The organism is Micromonospora globbae, assembly GCF_003610785.1.
Lineage (GTDB): Bacteria > Actinomycetota > Actinomycetes > Mycobacteriales > Micromonosporaceae > Micromonospora > Micromonospora globbae.
In genome coordinates this window covers 66441-83463 of the sequence record NZ_RAQQ01000023.1, presented here as the reverse complement: position 1 = coordinate 83463, position 17023 = coordinate 66441, and the positions used below count along the sequence as shown (strand labels likewise).

Annotated in this window: 19 protein-coding genes and 1 riboswitch; of the genes, 14 read left to right on the top strand and 5 right to left on the bottom strand. The window is 74.7% G+C overall.

What is annotated here, in order from left to right; genetic code table 11:
• Positions 1-61: 61 nt before the first annotated feature.
• The 3 genes from def to D7I43_RS26255 are packed head-to-tail and all read left to right on the top strand — an operon-like array spanning position 62 to position 3085.
• A complete protein-coding gene (gene def / locus D7I43_RS26265) occupies positions 62-628 on the top strand; it encodes a peptide deformylase (protein WP_120331251.1) in 567 nt (188 codons plus the stop codon).
• A gap of 7 nt (positions 629-635) precedes the next feature.
• Positions 636-1562: a methionyl-tRNA formyltransferase gene (gene fmt / locus D7I43_RS26260; RefSeq protein WP_120331271.1), complete on the top strand. Its 927-nt coding sequence runs from the start codon at positions 636-638 to the stop codon at positions 1560-1562.
• On the top strand, positions 1517-3085 hold the full coding sequence (locus tag D7I43_RS26255; protein WP_420870247.1) for an RsmB/NOP family class I SAM-dependent RNA methyltransferase: 1569 nt from the start codon (positions 1517-1519) through the stop codon (positions 3083-3085). Before fmt ends, D7I43_RS26255 begins: the two co-directional genes overlap by 46 nt.
• A gap of 50 nt (positions 3086-3135) precedes the next feature.
• Here D7I43_RS26255 and D7I43_RS26250 read toward each other — a convergent pair whose 3' ends face one another.
• Complete coding sequence (locus D7I43_RS26250) at positions 3136-4023, bottom strand: septum formation family protein (protein ID WP_120331249.1); 888 nt, start codon at positions 4021-4023, stop codon at positions 3136-3138.
• Between the two features lie 88 nt (positions 4024-4111).
• Positions 4112-5005 carry a septum formation family protein gene (locus D7I43_RS26245; protein ID WP_120331248.1) on the bottom strand — a complete coding sequence of 298 codons (894 nt, stop codon included), beginning with the start codon at positions 5003-5005 and terminating at the stop codon, positions 4112-4114.
• 249 nt (positions 5006-5254) lie between these two features.
• On the opposite strand from D7I43_RS26245, the gene rpe reads away from it, so the two are divergent.
• From rpe to ribH, 7 genes are all read left to right on the top strand, one after another.
• A complete protein-coding gene (gene rpe / locus D7I43_RS26240; RefSeq protein ID WP_120331247.1) occupies positions 5255-5935 on the top strand; it encodes a ribulose-phosphate 3-epimerase in 681 nt (226 codons plus the stop codon).
• A gap of 1 nt (position 5936) precedes the next feature.
• Positions 5937-6893, top strand: coding sequence for a GGDEF domain-containing response regulator (locus D7I43_RS26235; protein WP_120331246.1), 957 nt, complete (start codon positions 5937-5939; stop codon positions 6891-6893).
• Between the two features lie 77 nt (positions 6894-6970).
• Positions 6971-7143: riboswitch (FMN riboswitch) on the top strand.
• A 169-nt stretch (positions 7144-7312) separates the two neighbouring features.
• Complete coding sequence (gene ribD, locus D7I43_RS26230) at positions 7313-8374, top strand: bifunctional diaminohydroxyphosphoribosylaminopyrimidine deaminase/5-amino-6-(5-phosphoribosylamino)uracil reductase RibD (RefSeq protein WP_120331245.1); 1062 nt, start codon at positions 7313-7315, stop codon at positions 8372-8374.
• A 1-nt stretch (position 8375) separates the two neighbouring features.
• The gene (locus D7I43_RS26225; protein WP_120331244.1) at positions 8376-8987 is read left to right on the top strand and encodes a riboflavin synthase; all 612 of its coding nucleotides are present in this window, start codon (positions 8376-8378) and stop codon (positions 8985-8987) included.
• Positions 8987-9682 carry a nicotinamide riboside transporter PnuC gene (pnuC, locus tag D7I43_RS26220; RefSeq protein WP_120331243.1) on the top strand — a complete coding sequence of 232 codons (696 nt, stop codon included), beginning with the start codon at positions 8987-8989 and terminating at the stop codon, positions 9680-9682. Before D7I43_RS26225 ends, pnuC begins: the two co-directional genes overlap by 1 nt.
• Positions 9679-10929 carry a bifunctional 3,4-dihydroxy-2-butanone-4-phosphate synthase/GTP cyclohydrolase II gene (locus D7I43_RS26215; RefSeq protein ID WP_120331242.1) on the top strand — a complete coding sequence of 417 codons (1251 nt, stop codon included), beginning with the start codon at positions 9679-9681 and terminating at the stop codon, positions 10927-10929. Before pnuC ends, D7I43_RS26215 begins: the two co-directional genes overlap by 4 nt.
• Before the next feature lie 18 nt (positions 10930-10947).
• Positions 10948-11448, top strand: coding sequence for a 6,7-dimethyl-8-ribityllumazine synthase (gene ribH, locus D7I43_RS26210; protein ID WP_120331241.1), 501 nt, complete (start codon positions 10948-10950; stop codon positions 11446-11448).
• Positions 11449-11574: 126 nt separating this feature from the next.
• On the opposite strand, the gene D7I43_RS26205 is transcribed toward ribH, so the two are convergent.
• From D7I43_RS26205 to D7I43_RS26195, 3 genes are read right to left on the bottom strand one after another with little or no spacing between them, the layout of a single operon-like run.
• Positions 11575-12318, bottom strand: coding sequence for an amino acid ABC transporter ATP-binding protein (locus D7I43_RS26205; RefSeq protein ID WP_120331240.1), 744 nt, complete (start codon positions 12316-12318; stop codon positions 11575-11577).
• Between the two features lies 1 nt (position 12319).
• Entirely contained in the window at positions 12320-13156 is an 837-nt protein-coding gene (locus D7I43_RS26200; protein ID WP_192902280.1) for an amino acid ABC transporter permease, read from the bottom strand.
• 5 nt (positions 13157-13161) lie between these two features.
• Entirely contained in the window at positions 13162-14031 is an 870-nt protein-coding gene (locus tag D7I43_RS26195) for an ABC transporter substrate-binding protein (protein ID WP_120331239.1), read from the bottom strand.
• A gap of 168 nt (positions 14032-14199) precedes the next feature.
• Here D7I43_RS26195 and D7I43_RS26190 point away from each other — a divergent pair, with 168 nt between their 5' ends.
• The 4 genes from D7I43_RS26190 to D7I43_RS26175 are packed head-to-tail and all read left to right on the top strand — an operon-like array spanning position 14200 to position 17013.
• Positions 14200-14463, top strand: coding sequence for a phosphoribosyl-ATP diphosphatase (locus D7I43_RS26190; RefSeq protein ID WP_120331238.1), 264 nt, complete (start codon positions 14200-14202; stop codon positions 14461-14463).
• Between the two features lie 47 nt (positions 14464-14510).
• Complete coding sequence (gene hisG / locus D7I43_RS26185) at positions 14511-15356, top strand: ATP phosphoribosyltransferase (protein ID WP_120331237.1); 846 nt, start codon at positions 14511-14513, stop codon at positions 15354-15356.
• A complete protein-coding gene (locus D7I43_RS26180; RefSeq protein WP_275670857.1) occupies positions 15353-16543 on the top strand; it encodes a DMT family transporter in 1191 nt (396 codons plus the stop codon). The genes hisG and D7I43_RS26180 overlap by 4 nt, the downstream gene beginning before the upstream one ends.
• Complete coding sequence (locus tag D7I43_RS26175; protein ID WP_192902279.1) at positions 16540-17013, top strand: PH domain-containing protein; 474 nt, start codon at positions 16540-16542, stop codon at positions 17011-17013. The genes D7I43_RS26180 and D7I43_RS26175 overlap by 4 nt, the downstream gene beginning before the upstream one ends.
• The last annotated feature ends 10 nt before the right edge of the window (positions 17014-17023 follow it).

Genomic DNA, 17023 nt, shown 5'->3' with positions numbered 1-17023 from the left:
GCACCGGTACTCCGTAGACTGGTACGGCCCCGATCGTCCCGCTCAGAAGGAGCCGTTGCGCGTGACCGTCCAGCCCATCCGTCTGTTCGGCGATCCGGTGCTGCGTACGCCGGCCGACCCGGTCGTCGACTTCGACGCCGAGCTGCGCCGGCTCATCGCCGACCTGACCGACACCATGCGTGAGCAGAACGGCGCCGGCCTCGCCGCGCCGCAGCTCGGGGTGGGCCTGCGGGTGTTCACCTTCGACGTCGACGACGTCCTCGGTCACCTGGTCAACCCCGTGCTGGAGTTCCCCGACGAGGAGGAGCAGGACGGCCCCGAGGGCTGCCTGTCCATCCCCGGGCTCTACTTCGACACCAAGCGCCGTCAGAACGTGATCGCCAAGGGCTTCAACGGCTACGGCGACCCGGTGCAGATCGTCGGCACCGGGCTGATGGCCCGCTGCGTCCAGCACGAGACCGACCACCTCGACGGGGTGCTCTTCATCGACCGGCTCGACCCGGCCGGGCGCAAGGAGGCCATGAAGGCGATCCGCCAGGCGGAGTGGTACGACCCGGCCGCCCCGCCGGTGGTCAAGCTCAGCCCGCACGGCCCGGCCGCCGGCAGCCCGTTCGGCCTGGGTGGGTGAGCGGCCGGTGCGTGTGATCTTCGCCGGTACGCCGGCCGTCGCCGTCCCGTCCCTGGCCGCCGTCGCCGCCTCCCGGCATGAGCTGGTGGCCGTGGTGACCCGCCCCGACGCGCCCGCCGGGCGGGGGCGGGGCCTCAGCCGCTCCCCGGTCGGGGCGTGGGCCGACGAGCACGGTGTCGAGGTGCTCACCCCGGCCCGCCCGCGCGAGCCGGAGTTCCTGGCCCGGCTGCGCGACCTCGCGCCGGACTGCGTGCCGGTGGTGGCGTACGGGGCGCTGGTGCCGCCGGCCGCCCTGGAGATCCCCCGGCACGGTTGGATCAACCTGCACTTCTCCCTGCTCCCGGCCTGGCGCGGCGCGGCGCCCGTCCAGCACGCCGTCCTGCACGGCGACGAGGTGACCGGCGCCAGCGTCTTCCAGTTGGAGGAGGGGCTGGACACCGGCCCGGTCTACGGCACCCTGACCGACGAGATCCGCCCCACCGACACGTCCGGGGACCTGCTGGAGCGGCTCGCGGAGTCGGGCGCCGGTCTGCTGGTCGCCGTGCTCGACGCGATCGAGGACGGCACCGCCCGCGCCGAGCCGCAGCCCGCCGACGGGGTGTCCCTGGCGCCGAAGCTGACCGTCGAGGACGCCCGCGTCCGCTGGACCGACCCGGCCTTCGCGGTCGACCGGCGCATCCGCGCCTGCACCCCGGCGCCCGGCCCGTGGAGCACCTTCCGGGGCGAGCGGGTCAAGCTGGGCCCGGTCACCCCGGTGACCGACGGGCCCGAGCTGAAGCCGGGCGAGCTGCGGGTGGAGAAGTCGCGCGTGCTCGTGGGCACGGCCACCGTCCCCGTCCGCCTCGGCGAGGTGCGCGCCGCGGGCAAGCGGGCGATGCCGGCGACCGACTGGGCGCGCGGCGCCCGGGTCGCCGCCGGAGAGGAACTGGCGTGACCGCCCCCGGGCCGGCCCGCGACGACCGGCCCGCCGACTCCGGTCGCCGGCACGGCGACGGTCCCGCCGACGAGCGTCGGCCCGGCGACTCCGACCGCCGGCGGAGCGGCCGGCGTGACGGCGGTCGCCCGGCGGACGGGCGGACGGCCCGGCGCGGCCCCCGGCCAGCCGTGGACCGGCCCCGGCACGCGGCGTACGAGGCCGTGGCGGCCGTGCACCGGGACGACGCGTTCGCCAACCTCGTCCTGCCGGCCATCCTCCGTGAGGAGGGGCTGGTCGGCCGGGACGCGGCCTTCGCCACCGAACTGACCTACGGCACGCTGCGCCACCTCGGCACCCTCGACGCGATCCTCACCGCCGCGGCCGGCCGGGACGTGGAGCGCATCGACCCGCCGGTACGCGACGCGCTGCGGCTCGGGGCGTACCAGCTGCTGCACACGCGGGTGCCGGCGCACGCCGCCGTCTCCTCGACCGTCGACCTGGTCCGCGCGGTGGGCCCCGGCGCCACCGGTTTCGCCAACGCCGTGCTGCGGGAGGTCGCCGGCCGGGACGCCGACGCCTGGGTGGAGCGACTCGCCCCGAGCATGGAGAGCGACCCGATCGGCCACCTGGCGCTGGCCTACAGCCACCCGCAGTGGGTGGTGCGGGCGTTCGCCGAGGCGCTCGGCGGGGACCTCGGCGAGACCACCCGGCTGCTCATCGAGGACAACGAGCGTCCACCCGTGCACCTGTGCGCCCGGCCGGGGCTCGCCGACCCGGTCGAGCTGGCCGACGAGGTGGGCGGCGCCCCTGGCGCCTTCTCGCCGTACGCCGTGTACCTCTCCGGCGGCGCTCCCGGTGACCTTCCGGCCGTCGTCGAGGGACGCGCGCACGTCCAGGACGAGGGTTCCCAGCTCGTGGCGAACGCCCTCGCCGTGGCGCCGCTGGACGGGCCGGACGGGCGCTGGCTGGATCTCTGCGCGGGTCCGGGCGGCAAGTCGGGGCTGCTCGGCGCCCTCGCGGCGCAGCGCGACGCGCGGTTGACGGCCGTGGAGGTGGCCGAGCACCGTGCCCGGCTGGTCGCCCAGGCCACCCGCGGACTGCCGGTGACCGTGCTGAACACCGACGGCCGCACCGTAGGGCGGGACCCGAAGCTTCCCGAGGAGCACTTCGACCGGGTGCTGGTCGACGCGCCCTGCACCGGGCTGGGCTCCCTGCGCCGCCGCCCCGAGTCCCGCTGGCGGCGGCAGCCGTCGGACCTGCCGGCGCTGACCCGCCTGCAGCGGGAGCTGCTGGGTGCGGCGCTGCGCGCCGTCCGTCCCGGCGGCGTCGTCGCCTACGTCACCTGCTCGCCGCACACGGTGGAGACGCACGTGACGGTCACCGAGGCGGCGCGCCGCTCCGGTGTCCCGGTGGACTTCGTCGACGCGCGGCCGCTGCTGCCGGCCGGCATGCCGGGGTTGGGCGACGGGCCGACGGTGCAGCTGTGGCCGCACCGCCACGGCACCGACGCGATGTTCCTCGCCGTGCTCCGCCGCGGCTGAGCGGCGCGGGGCGGGCCGTCGGCGCGCCCCGCGGAGGCGGGCCGACGGGGTCAGCGGATGGGGAGGGCCTTGCTGCCGGCGCCCTTCATCGAGCGGGTGAGGGAGCGGTCGCTGACCCAGAGGAAGCACTGCACACCGCGGTTGCCGTCCTTCCACTCCTGCTCGTACGGGTGGTAGAAGATCGTCCCGGCCCGGTACTGGACGTTGGCGTCGTCCGGCACCGCCGCGTACTTGGCGATCAGCTTCCGGCACGCCTTGTGCGTACGCAGGGTGGCCTCGGAGAACTGGGCGTAGCTGACGTCGGGAGCCTGGTAGACGCCCACGAACTCGGCGTGGTGCTTGGCGGTGCAGGAGACCGCCCTCATCTCCGTGATGTCGTCGCCGTCGAGCTTGGGGTTGAAGCAGCGGTGCGCCAGCGCCGAGTCGCCCTTCAGCGCGCCGCGCAGCGTCCCCTGCCGCAGGCTGACACCGGGCTCGTCGAGGCTCGTGGTCTCGCTGACGTCGCAGCGGAACCACCGGGCGCCGCCCGCCCACGCCGCGGGGGACGGGAAGACGACCCCGACGCCGAGCCGCCCGCCGCGCCAGTCGGCGCCGACGGCCTTGCTGACCTCCCGGTCGCACTGCGCCCGGGCGGCCCGCATCCCCGCCGAACCGGCGGGCGGAGGTGTGCCGCGCTCCGCCGCGGCGCCGGAGAGCGTGCCGACGTACAGCGTCTCGGCCCGGTGCGACTCGCCGCAGTCGACGGGGTTGTACGCGCTCAGGTAGCCGACGTCCTGGACGGCGAGGTGGCAGACGCCCGCCTCGGGAACGAACGCCTCGGCGGCGGCCAGCGCCGGCCAGTCGTCGGTGAGGTCCGTGTCGAGGCCGGCCGGCGCGCACCCGGTGAGGGCCAGCGCCACCAGCGCGCCCGTCACGGCCGCCGTCCACCACCGTCGCATCCGCCGACCTCCCCGCCGACCGTGGTCACGTCCCACCGGCGATCATCGACCGGTTGCGCCACGGCGCAGCAGCATACGGCACCGCCGCTCAGATCGCGGGCAGTCCCCGCGGCCCCACGCCCCGCATGGACCGGGTGAGCTTCCGGTCGTCGCTCCACAGGAAACAGCGCACCCCCCGGTCGCCCTCCTCCCACTCCCGCTTCGACGGCGGGTAGAAGATGGATCCCACCCGGTAGGCCAGCTCGCTGTTGTTGGGCACCGCCGCGAACGTGGCGATCAGCGCCATGCAGCGGCGGTGCACCCCGTCGGCGGAGGCGCTGAACGTCTCCCAGCTCATGTCCCGCTCGACGTACACGCCGACGAACTCGGCGCGGTGCGGTTCGGTGCACAGCACCGGCTCCATGTAGTTCAGGTTCCCGCCGATCAGCTTGGGGTCGAAGCAGCGGTGGATGAGCGGCGAGTCACCGATCATCGCGCCGCGCAGGCTGCCGGTGCGGTTGACCGGGCGGGTGTTGTCGATGCTGTCGGTCTCGCTGAGGTCGCAGCGGAACCACCGGGCGCCGCCGGCCCAGCCGGCCGCCGACGGCAGCGCGATGTGCAGGGTCAGCCGGGCCGCGTGCCAGTCACCGCCGAGCACCTCCCGCGCCCGCTGGTCGCACTCGGCCCGCGCGGCGCGCAGCGCCGGCGAGCCCGGCCCGGGCCGGGGCGCCGCCTCGTCCGCGTCGAACGTGCCGACGTGCACCGCCTCGGCGAGGTGGCTGCGGGAGCACGGCACCGTCTCGTAGGTGCCCGCCTGCACGACCGGGGTGATCCGTGGCAGGCACGTGTCGGTGGCCGGGACGAACGGTCGCGGGGCCCGCATCGCGGGCCAGTCGTCGACCAGGTCGCCGTCGGCGGCGTCCGGCCGTAGGCAGCCGCCCAGCAGGGCCGCCACCACGCCGGTCAGCGCCAGCACTGCCAGCCGACGTCGCCACCGTCGCATCGTCCGCCCTTTCCGGAACCTGGTGACCGCGGGGCCGGTGCGCGGCGGGCGCCCCGGCGCCGGCACACGTCACCGTCCCCGTTGGAGTGTCGTCGCGTTTCGGTCGATCGGCCAGACGCGGACGCCTCCTCGTCCGGATTCGCCCGCCCGGATCGCCAATTCTGCACCACGGGTCACCCCCGGGTCACGGCTCGTCCCGGATGGTGCCGTGCCCGTCGCCGGCCGTGCCGGCGTTCGTACACTGGCCCGGTGACCGTACCGCCGCCGATCGTCGCGCCGAGCATCCTGGCCGCCGACTTCGCCCGCCTCGCCGATGAGGTCCGTGCCGTCGAGGAGGCCGCCGACTGGCTGCACGTCGACGTCATGGACAACCACTTCGTGCCGAACCTGACCATCGGCCTACCGGTGGTGCAGAGCCTGCGGGCGGCCACCGAGCTTCCGTTCGACGTGCACCTGATGATCGAGGATCCGCGCCGGTGGGCCCCCGGCTACGCCGACGCCGGGGCGTACAACGTGACCTTCCACGCCGAGGCCTGTGACAACCCGGTGGCGCTGGCCAAGGATCTGCGTTCCGCCGGCGCGAAGGCCGGGCTGGCGATCGACCGGGACACCCCGATCGAGCCGTACCTCGAGCTGCTGCCGAGCTTCGACACCCTGCTGATCATGACGATCAAGGCCGGTTTCGGCGGGCAGCGCTTCATCCCCGAGCTGCTGGAGAAGGTCCGCACGGCCCGCCGGCACGTCGCCGCCGGTCACCTGGAGCTGCGCATCGAGGTCGACGGCGGGATCGCCGCCGACACCATCGCGCAGGCGGCCGAGGCGGGCGCCGACGCGTTCGTCGCCGGCACGGCCGTCTACGGCGCCGACGACCCCGCCGAGGCGGTGCGCCGGCTGCGGGCGCTCGCGGAACGCGCGGCCTCCGGGGCCTGACGTGGAGCCGGCGGGGGAGCGCCCGGACGTCATCCTCGTCGTCGACGACGACGAGGACATCGCGCGTTTCGTCGAGTTCAACCTCCGCCTGCACGGCTTCGAGGTGCTCCTCGCCGGCGACGGCCAGGAGGCGCTCGAGGTCATCGAGCGGCAGCGGCCCGACCTCGCGGTGGTCGACCTCATGATGCCGAGGATCGACGGCCTGGAGCTGACCCGCCGGCTGCGGGCCGATCCCATGACCTCCGCCCTGCCGGTGATCATGCTCACCGCCAAGGGGATGACCGTGGACAAGGTGCACGGTCTCAGCGCGGGCGCGGACGACTACCTGGTCAAGCCGTTCGACACCGCCGAGCTGGTGGCCCGGGTCAGTTCCACCCTGCGCCGCAACAAGGAGTTCCGGGAGGTCTCCCCGCTGACCGGCCTGCCGGGCAACAGCCGGATCCGGCGGGAGATCGCCGACCGGGTGCGCAGCGGCACCGACTACGCCGTCGGGTACATCGACATCGACCGGTTCAAGAGCGTCAACGACCGGTACGGCTTCGTCCGCGGCGACGACTTCATCTCGGCGCTGGCGCGCAGCCTGCACCGGGCGGTGGTCTCGGTCGGGCTGCCGCCGGCGTTCCTGGGCCACGTCGGCGGCGACGACTTCGTCATCGTCTGCGCGCCGGACCAGGTCCGGCCGCTGACCTCGCGGGCGGTGGTGGACTTCGAGAAGGCGGCGGACTCGCTCTACGACCCCGTCGACCGGGAGCGGGGCTTCGTCGAACTCAAGGACCGGCGGGGCAACATCCGCCGGGCCGCGCTGGTCACGCTCTCGATCGGCGTCTCCCTCTCCGACTCGGACAAGCGATTCACCGACCCGCTCGAGGCGATCGCGGTCGCCAGCGAGATGAAGTCGGTGGCCAAGAGCCAACCCGGCTCGTACGTCGCGGTGGACCGGCGGCGCGGCGTCGCCTGACCGGCGCGCGGTGTGAAGTAGCTCGCCTCGGTGGCGGCACCGCCCGGTCGGCGTGTAAGACTTCCGGTGTACCCACCACGCGCTGGCGGGACTCGGTGAAATTCCGAACCGGCGGTGATCCACGGCGCAGTCCGTGGTCAGCCCGCGACCCGGTCGGCTCTGCCGCCCGGTGGACCTGGTGAGAATCCGGGGCCGACGGTTGGGAGCGGGGCGACCCGCGCCCAGACAGTCCGGATGGGAGACAGCGCGCGGGACGGACGGGTCGTGCCCGGCCGCCGACTCTCGGCATGCCGTGCCGGCCCTGCGGGTCGGCTCCGCCGTACCCGCATCTCCGCCGCCGCCTGCCCGCGGCCCCACGGCCGACGCCTCCCGACTCCCGCCCGCGCGCGACCGGCGAGTGAGAGGGCAGGGCAGGGCGAATGACGGGCGTCTCCGTCGACGAGGCGATGCGTCGCGCGATCGAACTCGCCGCGCGCGGGCTGGGCACCACGAGCCCCAACCCCGTGGTCGGCTGCGTCCTGCTCGACGCTGGCGGCCAGGTCGTCGGTGAGGGCTTCCACGCGTACGCCGGCGGGCCGCACGCCGAGATCGTGGCGCTCGCCCAGGCCGGCGAGCGGGCCCGCGGAGGCACCGCGGTCGTCACCCTGGAACCCTGCGACCACACGGGCCGCACCGGCCCCTGCAGCCTCGCGCTCATCCAGGCCGGGGTCGCCCGCGTGGTGATCGCCGTCCCCGACCCGAACCCGGTCGCCTCGGGCGGCGCCGCGACCCTGCGCTCCGCCGGGGTCCGGGTGGATCTGGGCGTACGCGCCAGCGAGGCGGAGGCCGGCAACATCGCCTGGCTCACCTCCATGCGCCGCGGCTGGCCGTACGTCATCTGGAAGTACGCCGCGACCCTGGACGGCCGGTCGGCGGCGGCCGACGGGACCAGCATGTGGATCACCTCCGAGGCGGCCCGGATCGACGTGCACGCGCTGCGCGGCACCGTCGACGCCGTGGTCGTCGGGGTGGGCACCGTCCTCGCCGACGACCCGCGGCTGACCGCCCGCAACCTGCGCGACGGCAGCCTCGCCATCCGCCAGCCGCTGCGGGTGGTGGTGGACAGCGAGGGGCGTACCCCCGCCGACGCCCGGGTCCGCGACGGCGCGGCCCGCACCTGGATCGCCACCGCCGCGGAGGTCGGCGCCGGCCCGGACGGCCGGGTGGACCTGCCGGCGCTGCTCGCCGAGCTGCACCAGCGCGGCGTGCGGGCGGTGCTGCTGGAGGGCGGTCCCCGCCTGGCCGGCGCGTTCCTGGCCGCCGGGCTGGTCGACAAGGTCGTCGGATACGTCGCACCCCGGCTGCTCGGCGCCGGACCGGCCGCGCTCGTCGACGCGGGTGTGACGACCATCGCCGAAGCGATCGATCTCGAAGTCGTCGACGTTACGCAGATCGGTCCGGATCTGCGGATCACCGCGCTGCCCCGTAAGAGGGAGGGCTGACATGTTCACCGGCATCGTCGAGGAGTTGGGTGAGGTGGCCTCGGTGACGGCCACCTCGGGGGACTCGGCGCTGGTCGCCGTCCGCGGCCCGCTGGTCACCGCCGACGCCCGGCACGGGGACTCCATCGCCGTCAACGGCGTCTGCCTGACGGTGGTGGACGTCGACGGCGGGACGTTCACCGCCGACGTCATGGGGGAGACGCTGCGGCGCTCCGCGCTGGGCGGGCTGCGCCCCGGCGACCCGGTCAACCTGGAGCGGGCCGCCACGCTTGGCAGCCGGCTCGGCGGGCACCTCGTGCAGGGGCACGTCGACGGCGTCGGGGAGGTGCTCTCCCGGGAGCCGGCGGCGCAGTGGGAGACGGTCCGGTTCCGGCTCCCCGCGCACCTGGCCCGCTACGTCGTGGAGAAGGGCTCGATCACCGTCGACGGCGTGTCGCTGACCGTCGCCGGCGTCGGACCGGACTGGTTCGAGGTCGGCCTGATCCCCACCACGCTGAAGCTCACCACCCTGGGCGTGCGCCGCGTCGGCGACCCGGTGAACCTCGAGGTGGACGTGCTGGCCAAGTACGTCGAACGGCTGCTCGGCGCCGCCCCGCGGGGGGAGGTGGCCTGATGGGTTCGCTGCACTGGCTGCTCGACGCGCAGGTGAGCGTGGCCGGCTCCCCGGTGCTGGTGCGCGAGATCGTCGGCAACGCGTTCGGGCTCGCCTCCGCGCTGCTCGGCCTGCGCCGCCTGGTGTGGGCCTGGCCGGTCGGCATGGTCGGCAACGTGCTGCTGTTCACCGTCTTCCTCGGCGGGGCGTTCGCCACCCCGCAGGCCCACGACCTGTACGGGCAGGCCGGCCGGCAGGTGTTCTTCTTCGCCGTCAGCGTCTACGGCTGGTGGCGGTGGTCGCGTACGCGCCGGGCCGGCGTCGTGCCCGACCGGGGGGCGGTGGCCCCGCGCTGGGCGACGGCCCGGGAGCGCCTGGGGCTGCTGGCCGCCGCCGTGATCGGCACGGCCGCCGCGTACCCGCTGCTCGCCGCGCTCGGCTCGTGGGGGCCGCTGCCCGACGCCTGGATCCTCACCGGCAGCCTGCTCGCCACGTACGGCATGGCCCGCGGCTGGGTCGAGTTCTGGCTCATCTGGATCGCCGTGGACGCGGTGGGCGTGCCGCTGCTGCTGAACGGCGGCTTCTACCCGTCGGCGGCCATGTACCTCATCTACGGCGCGTTCTGCGCCTGGGGCGTCGTCAGCTGGTGGCGTACGTCCCGGGTGCTGCGCCCGGCCCGCGCCATCCCGCCCACCTACACGGAGGCTGTGGCATGACCACGTTCGGAACGATCGAGCAGGCGGTGGAGGACATCGCGGCGGGCCGGCCCGTCGTGGTGGTCGATGACGCCGGGCGTGAGAACGAGGGTGACCTGATCTTCGCGGCCGAGCTGGCCACGCCGGAGCTGGTCGCGTTCATGGTCCGGTACACCTCCGGCTACATCTGCGTGCCGCTGACCGAGGACGAGGCCGACCGTCTCGACCTGCCGCCGATGTACCACACCAACCAGGACCGCCGCGGCACCGCGTACACGGTGACCGTGGACGCCCGGGAGGGCGTCACCACCGGCATCTCGGCGGCCGACCGGGCGCACACCATCCGGCTGCTCGCCGACCCGGCCACCGGCCCGGCCGACCTGGCCCGTCCGGGGCACGTGGTGCCGCTGCGCGCCCGGCCGGGCGGGGTGCTGCGCCGGCCCGGGCACACCGAGGCGGCCGTCGACCTCACCCGGCTCGCCGGGCTGCGGCCGGCCGGCGTGCTCTGCGAGCTGGTCAACGACGACGGCACCATGATGCGGGTGCCGGACCTGGAGAAGTTCTGCGCCGAGCACTCGCTCACGCTGATCACGATCGCGGACCTCATCGCGTACCGGCGGCGTACGGAGAAGCAGGTGGAGCAGGTCGCCGACGCGCGGATGCCCACCCGGCACGGGGTGTTCCGGGCTCTGGGCTACCGCAGCACGCACGACCCGTCGGAGCACGTCGCCATGGTGTACGGCGAGATCGGCGACGGGCAGGACGTGCTCGTGCGGGTGCACTCCGAGTGCCTCACCGGCGACGTCTTCGGCTCGCTGCGCTGCGACTGCGGCCCGCAACTCGACGCCGCCCTGGCGCGGGTCGCCCGCGAGGGGCGCGGGGTGGTGCTCTACATGCGCGGCCACGAGGGGCGGGGCATCGGGCTGCTGCACAAGCTCCAGGCGTACCAGTTGCAGGACATGGGCCGCGACACCGTGGACGCCAACCTGGACCTCGGCCTGCCGGCGGACGCCCGGGACTACGGCACGGGCGCGCAGATCCTGTACGACCTCGGCGTGCGGTCGATGCGGCTGCTCACCAACAACCCGGCGAAGCGGGCCGGGTTGGAGGGGTACGGCCTGACGATCACCGGCCGCGAGCCGCTGCCGGTGCGCCCCCACCCCGAGAACGTGCGGTACCTGCGGACCAAGCGGGACCGGATGGGTCACCTACTGGACGAGTTGGACGACGTCACCGAGGCGCCGGCGGGGCCGGCCGCCCGCCGGTGACGGGATCGGAGCACAGACATGGCGGGATTCGGGGAGCCGGCGACGGCGCCGGTGGACGCGGCCGGGATGACCGTGGGCGTGGTCGCCGCCCGGTGGCACGGTGAACTGACCGACCACATGCTGGAGCGGGCGGTCGCCGCGGCCGAGGCGTGCGGGGCGCGCACCGTGGTGGCCCGGGTGGCCGGCTCGGTCGAGCTTCCGGTCGTCGCCCAGGCGCTCGCGCGCCGCTGCGACGTGGTCGTGGCGCTGGGCGTCGTGGTCCGCGGTGCCACCGCCCACTTCGACTACGTCTGCCGGTCGGTCACGGACGGGCTCACCCGGGTGGCGCTGGACGAGGGCAAGCCGGTCGCGCACGGGGTGCTGACCGTGGACACCCTCGAGCAGGCCCGGGACCGGGCCGGCCTGCCGGGTTCGGCGGAGGACAAGGGCTGGGCGGCCACCGTCGCCGCACTCGACGCCGCGCTGGCCGTCCGGGCCGTCAGCAACGCCAACGGCCACCGCGTCGGCTTCGCGGGCTGAGCCCGCCGCGAACGGGGCGACGCGGGCTGAGCCTTCCCTCGGGACGGGCGGCGCCGGCTGACGCCGCCCTCGCAACGGGCGGCGCCGCGGCGCCGCCCGTCCGCGTCCAGGCGGCCGTCGCGCGGCTCAGAGCCGGCCGGCCTCGATGATCCGCTTCAGGAACTGCCGGGTGCGCGGGTGGGTGGGGTCACCGAGCACCTGCTCCGGTGGTCCCGCCTCCACCACCCGCCCGCCGTCGAGGAAGCACACCTGGTCGGCGACCTCCCGCGCGAACCCCATCTCGTGCGTGGCCAGCACCATCGTCATGCCGTCCGCCTTCAGGTCGCGGATCATCGACAGCACCTCGCCCACCAGCTCGGGATCGAGTGCCGACGTCACCTCGTCCAGCAGCATGAGGCGGGGCGAGTTGGCCAGCGCGCGGGCCATCGCCACGCGCTGCTGCTGCCCGCCGGAGAGCCGGTCCGGGTAGGCGTGCGCCTTCTCGCCGAGGCCCATCCGGTCGAGCAGCTCCCGGGCCTGCGCCTCGGCCTCCGCCCGCGGGCGCCGGTGCACGCGGATCGGGGCGAGGGTGATGTTCTCCAGCACCGACAGGTGCGGGAACAGGTTGTACGACTGGAACACCATGCCGATGCGCCGCCGTACCCGGTCCGGGTCCACCCGCGGGTCGGAGATGTCCTCCCCGTCCAGCTCGATCACACCGTCGTCGAGGTCCTCCAGCAGGTTGACGCAGCGCAGCAGGGTCGACTTGCCCGACCCCGACGCGCCGATGAGCGCCACCACCTGGTGCTCGCCGACGGTCAGGTCCAGGCCGTCGAGGACGACGTGGTCGCCGAACTCCTTGCGCAGCCCCCGGCAGGTCAGCACGTCCATCTCAGCCTCCGGACCGGCGTCGGGCCGACCGCAGCGTCACCCAGTCGGTGACGGCGATCAGCGGGATCGCGAGCAGCACGAACAGCACGCCCGCCAGGATGTACGGGGTGTAGTTGAAGGTCTCGGCGGTGGCGATCTGGGCGGCCCGCACCGCGTCGATCGGTCCGGCCAGGGAGACCAGCCCGACGTCCTTCTGCAACGCCACCACGTCGTTGAGCAGGGGAGGCGCCACCCGGCGGACGGCCTGCGGGAGCACCACGTGGCGCATGGTCTGGCGGTACGTCAGCCCGAGCGAGCGGGCCGCGGCGAGCTGGCTCGGGTGGATCGACTCGATGCCGGCGCGGAACACCTCCGCCAGGTAGCCGCCGTAGGTGAGCACCAGCGCGAGGCCGCCGAGCACCAGCACGGGCGGCATGCCCTGCAGGCGCAGGCCCGGCACGCCGAGCGTGAGCACGTAGAGCACGATGATCAGCGGCAGGCCGCGGAAGGTGTACGTGTAGCCGGCGGCGAGCGCCCGTACCGGGAAGAACACCGGGCCGCGCAGCGTCCGCAGCAGCGCGATGACCAGGCCGAGCAGCAGCGCCCCGGCCGCGCAGCAGACCAGCAGCCGGACGTTCAGCCAGAGCCCGGAGAGCACCGCGGGCAGGGCGTCCCGGGCGATGGCCGGGTCCAGGAAGGACTCCCGGACCCGGTCCCACCCTGGCGCCCCGGTGACGGCGAGCACCAGGAGCGTGCCGAGCGCCGCCGTGGAGGTGGCGGCGACCAGCACGCTGCGTACGGTCTGCCGTCGGCGGTACGCCGTTCGTCTCTGCTGCGCCGTGGAGGGGATGTGGTGCAGGACGTTCACGTGAGCTCGGCCGCTCCCGCCACCTGGGCGAGCCACTTCTGCTCCAGCTGCTTGAGCGTGCCGGCCTCGCTGAGCTGGCCCACGGCGTCACTGACGCACCGGGTGAGCGGCGAGTCCTTGTCCAGCAGCAGCCCGAACGCCTCCGGCGTGCCGACCTGCGGCACCTGCCCCACGATGGTGGCGTCGGTGATCTCCGCGCCGGTGATGTAGAACGCGGTGGGGAGGTCCACGACGAGGCCGTCGATCTGCCCGTTCTGGAGGGCCTTCTTGGCGTCGTCGTTGCTGTTGTAGACCTGCGGCGCGACGCTCGGCTTGATCACGTCGGTGATCGCCTGGTAGCTGGTCGTGCCGACCTGGGCGCCCAGCTTGGCGTCGCGCAGCTCGGCCAGGATCGTCCTGCCGGCGATCTTCGACGACTTCAGCGCGATGACCGTCTGCCGCACGAGGTAGTACGGGGCGGAGAAGTCGACCGCCCGCTTGCGCTCCTCGGTGATGGAGAACTGGTTGATGTCGAAGTCGAACGCCTTCGGCCCCGGCGCGATGGCGGCGTCGAACTTCACCCGGGTCCAGGTCACGTCCTCCCGGGCGTACCCGAGCTTCTCCGCGACCGCGTAGGCCACGGCGGCCTCGAAGCCCTCGCCGCTCTCCGGCTTGTTCTCCCGGAACCAGGGCTCGTAGGCCGGCTCGTCGGTGGCGATCGTGAGTTTGCCGGGGGTCCGGGTGGGCAGGCTGTCCTTGGTGCAGGCGCTCGCGCCGGCGCTGGCTGTCGAGGAGGGGGCCGGGTCTTCCTGGGGTGCGCACCCGGCGACCGCGACGAGGGCGGCGGTGGCGGCGGTGAGCGCGACGGTACGTGAGCTGCGAACCATGGCCGACAGCGTAGGGTCGGGCCGGCCCCGGCCCGAAGAGTGTCCCACTGGTTAGGTAGGGAATCGTCGCCGGAATGATGCCGCACCGTTGCCCGGCGCCGCCCGACAGGCGGAACCCGCCGGGACCCGGCGCGTCCGGCGGCCGACCCGGGCTGGAAGAATCGCAGCGTGAAGACGTTCGAGGAGTTGTTCGCCGAGCTGCAGGCCAAGGCCGCGGCCGGCACTCCCGGCTCGGGCACGGTCGCCGCGCTCGAGCGGGGCGTGCACTTCATCGGCAAGAAGGTCGTCGAGGAGGCGGCCGAGTCGTGGATGGCCGCCGAGCACGAGGGCCGGGAGCGGGCCGCCGAGGAGATCTCCCAGCTGCTCTACCAGACCCAGGTGCTGATGCTCGCCACCGGCCTGGAGCTGAAGGACGTCTACCGACATCTGTGAGTGCCTTCCCGTCGTCGACCCGAACCGACTGCTAGGAGCACTCCGTCATGCTGCGTGTCGCCATCCCGAACAAGGGCACCCTGGCCGAGCCGGCCGCCCAGATGCTGCGCGAGGCGGGCTACCGCCAGCGCACCGACCCGAAGGACCTGGTCTGCCGGGACGAGGCCAACGACCTCGAGTTCTTCTACCTGCGCCCGAAGGACATCGCCACCTACGTCGGCTCCGGTGACCTGGACCTCGGCATCACCGGCCGCGACCTGCTGATCGACTCGGGCGCGCCGGCCGAGGAGGTCGTCGACCTCGCCTTCGGGCGGGCCACCTTCCGCTTCGCCGCCCGCCCCGACGACATCGACTCCGTGCAGGAGCTGGGCGGGCACCGCATCGCCACGGCGTACCCGGGGCTCGTCGAGCGGCACCTCGCCGAGTTGGGCGTGAAGGCCGACGTGATCCGGCTCGACGGCGCCGTGGAGAACGCCGTGCGGCTCGGCGTCGCCGACGTGGTGGCGGACGTCGTCGAGACCGGCGCCACCCTCCGGCAGGCCGGGCTCGTGGTGTTCGGCGATCCGCTGCTGCACTCGTCCGCCGTGCTGGTACGCCGTGCCGGCGCCCCCGCGCACCCGCAGGCCGAGCAGCTGCTGCGCCGGCTGCACGGCGTGCTCGTGGCCCGCCGCTACGTGATGCTCGCCTACGACGTGCCGGCCGGCCTGCTGGATCGGGCCAGCTCGCTCACCCCGGGCATCGAGTCGCCCACCGTGTCGCCGCTGCACCGCGAGGGCTGGGTCGCCGTGCAGGCCATGGTGCTCCGCGACGACGTCCACCGGATCATGGACGAGCTCTACGAGCTGGGCGCCCGGGCGATCCTGGTCACCAACATCCACGCCTGCCGCCTGTGACCGGCACGCCGGTCGCGCCCGAGCCGGCCGCCGGCCCTGCGGTGCCCGGCCCGGACCCGTCCGCGGCGTCTGCCGGCCCGGACCGGGCCGCCGCGATGCCCGACCCGGACCCGGCGATGGCCGGCCCGGACCCGGCCGCCGCGGTGCCCGGGGCGGAGGCGGTGGCGGCGGCGCCGGGGTCCGCGGCGGCCGTGGGGGTGCCCGGCGTGGTGCCGCCGGCACCGCCGCGCCGGCGTGGGCCGCTGCCGGTGTGGGCGGCGCTCGCCGTCGTCACGCTCGCCGGCGTCGCGTCGGCCGCCCAGGGCGCGACCAACGGCGAACTCGGGGTCCGGGTCGGTGAGCCGACGCTGGCCGCGGTCGTCAACAACCTGGGCGGCACCCTGCTGGTCGTCGTCGGGCTCGCGGTGCTGCCGTCCATGCGCGCCGGGCTCGCGGAGCTGCGCCGCACCCGGCCGCCGTGGTGGAGCTACCTGGGCGGGTTGGGTGGGGCCGCCATCGTGGTCCTCGGCGCGTACGTGGTGCCGGTGCTCGGGGTCGCCGTCTTCACCATCGCCCAGGTGGCCGGGAGCAGCCTGGGCGGCCTCGCGGTGGACCGGGCGGGCCTCGCACCCGTGGGTCGGCTCGCGCTCACCGGCCCCCGGGTCGCCGGCGGGCTGCTCGGCGTGGCCGCCGTGACGCTGGCGCAGCTCGGCCAGCCGATCGGGGACCTCGCCGTCGGTCTCGTCCTGCTGGCCGTGGCCGGTGGTGTCGGGGTGGCCCTGCAGTCCGCGTTGAACGGCAGGATCTCCGCCGCCGGCTCGGCCGCCGCGGGCGTCGCGGTCAACTTCGCGGTCAGCACCCCGGCGGTGCTGCTCGTCGCGGCGCTGGCGGGCGCCTTCACCGGGCCGGCGCCGGCCTGGCCGGACGCGTGGTACCTCTACACCAGCGGGGCGCTCGGCGTGGCCATCGTGGCCGGCCTCGTGATCGGGGTCCGGTCGGCGGGGGTGCTGCGCACCGGTCTGGCCCTGGTGGCCGGTCAGCTCGGCGGTGCGCTGCTGCTGGACGCCCTGCTGCCGGGCGGCCCGGGCGCCCGGCCGGCGGTGCTGGCCGGTGCGGCGCTGACGCTCGTCGCGGTCGTCGTGGCCGGCCGGCGCAACCGCGTGGCGGCGGCGGGCGCGGAACGGGCGGGTGGCAGACTGGTGGGGTGAGCGAACCCGAGCTGATCCGTCTGCGGCCCCGGCGCATCCGGGTGGTCTGCTGGGCCTCGGCGGCCGTCCTGCTGATCGTGTTCACCCTCGTGGCCACGTCGCTGCACGGCGCGACGGGGAGCGGCTACGGCACCTTCCAGCGCGGTGACCAGCTCGCCATGGTCGGCCTCGGCGTGTTCGGCGCGCTCGGTTTCCTGCTGTTCACCCGGCCCCGGGTCGAGGCGGACGCGCGGGGCGTGCGGGTCCGCAACATCGTCGGCTCGTACGAGCTGCCGTGGGAGGTCGTCCGGGGCGTCCGGTTCGACCGGGGCGCCCCGTGGGCCAGCCTGGAGCTGCACGACGACGACCTGCTGCCGATGGTCGCCCTCCAGGCCGCCGACAAGGAGCTGGCCGTCGAGGGCGTCCGCGCGCTGCGCCGGCTGCACCAGGCCCACCTGGCGCGCCTCGCGGAGAACACGCCCCACCGCTGAGCCCTCGCGT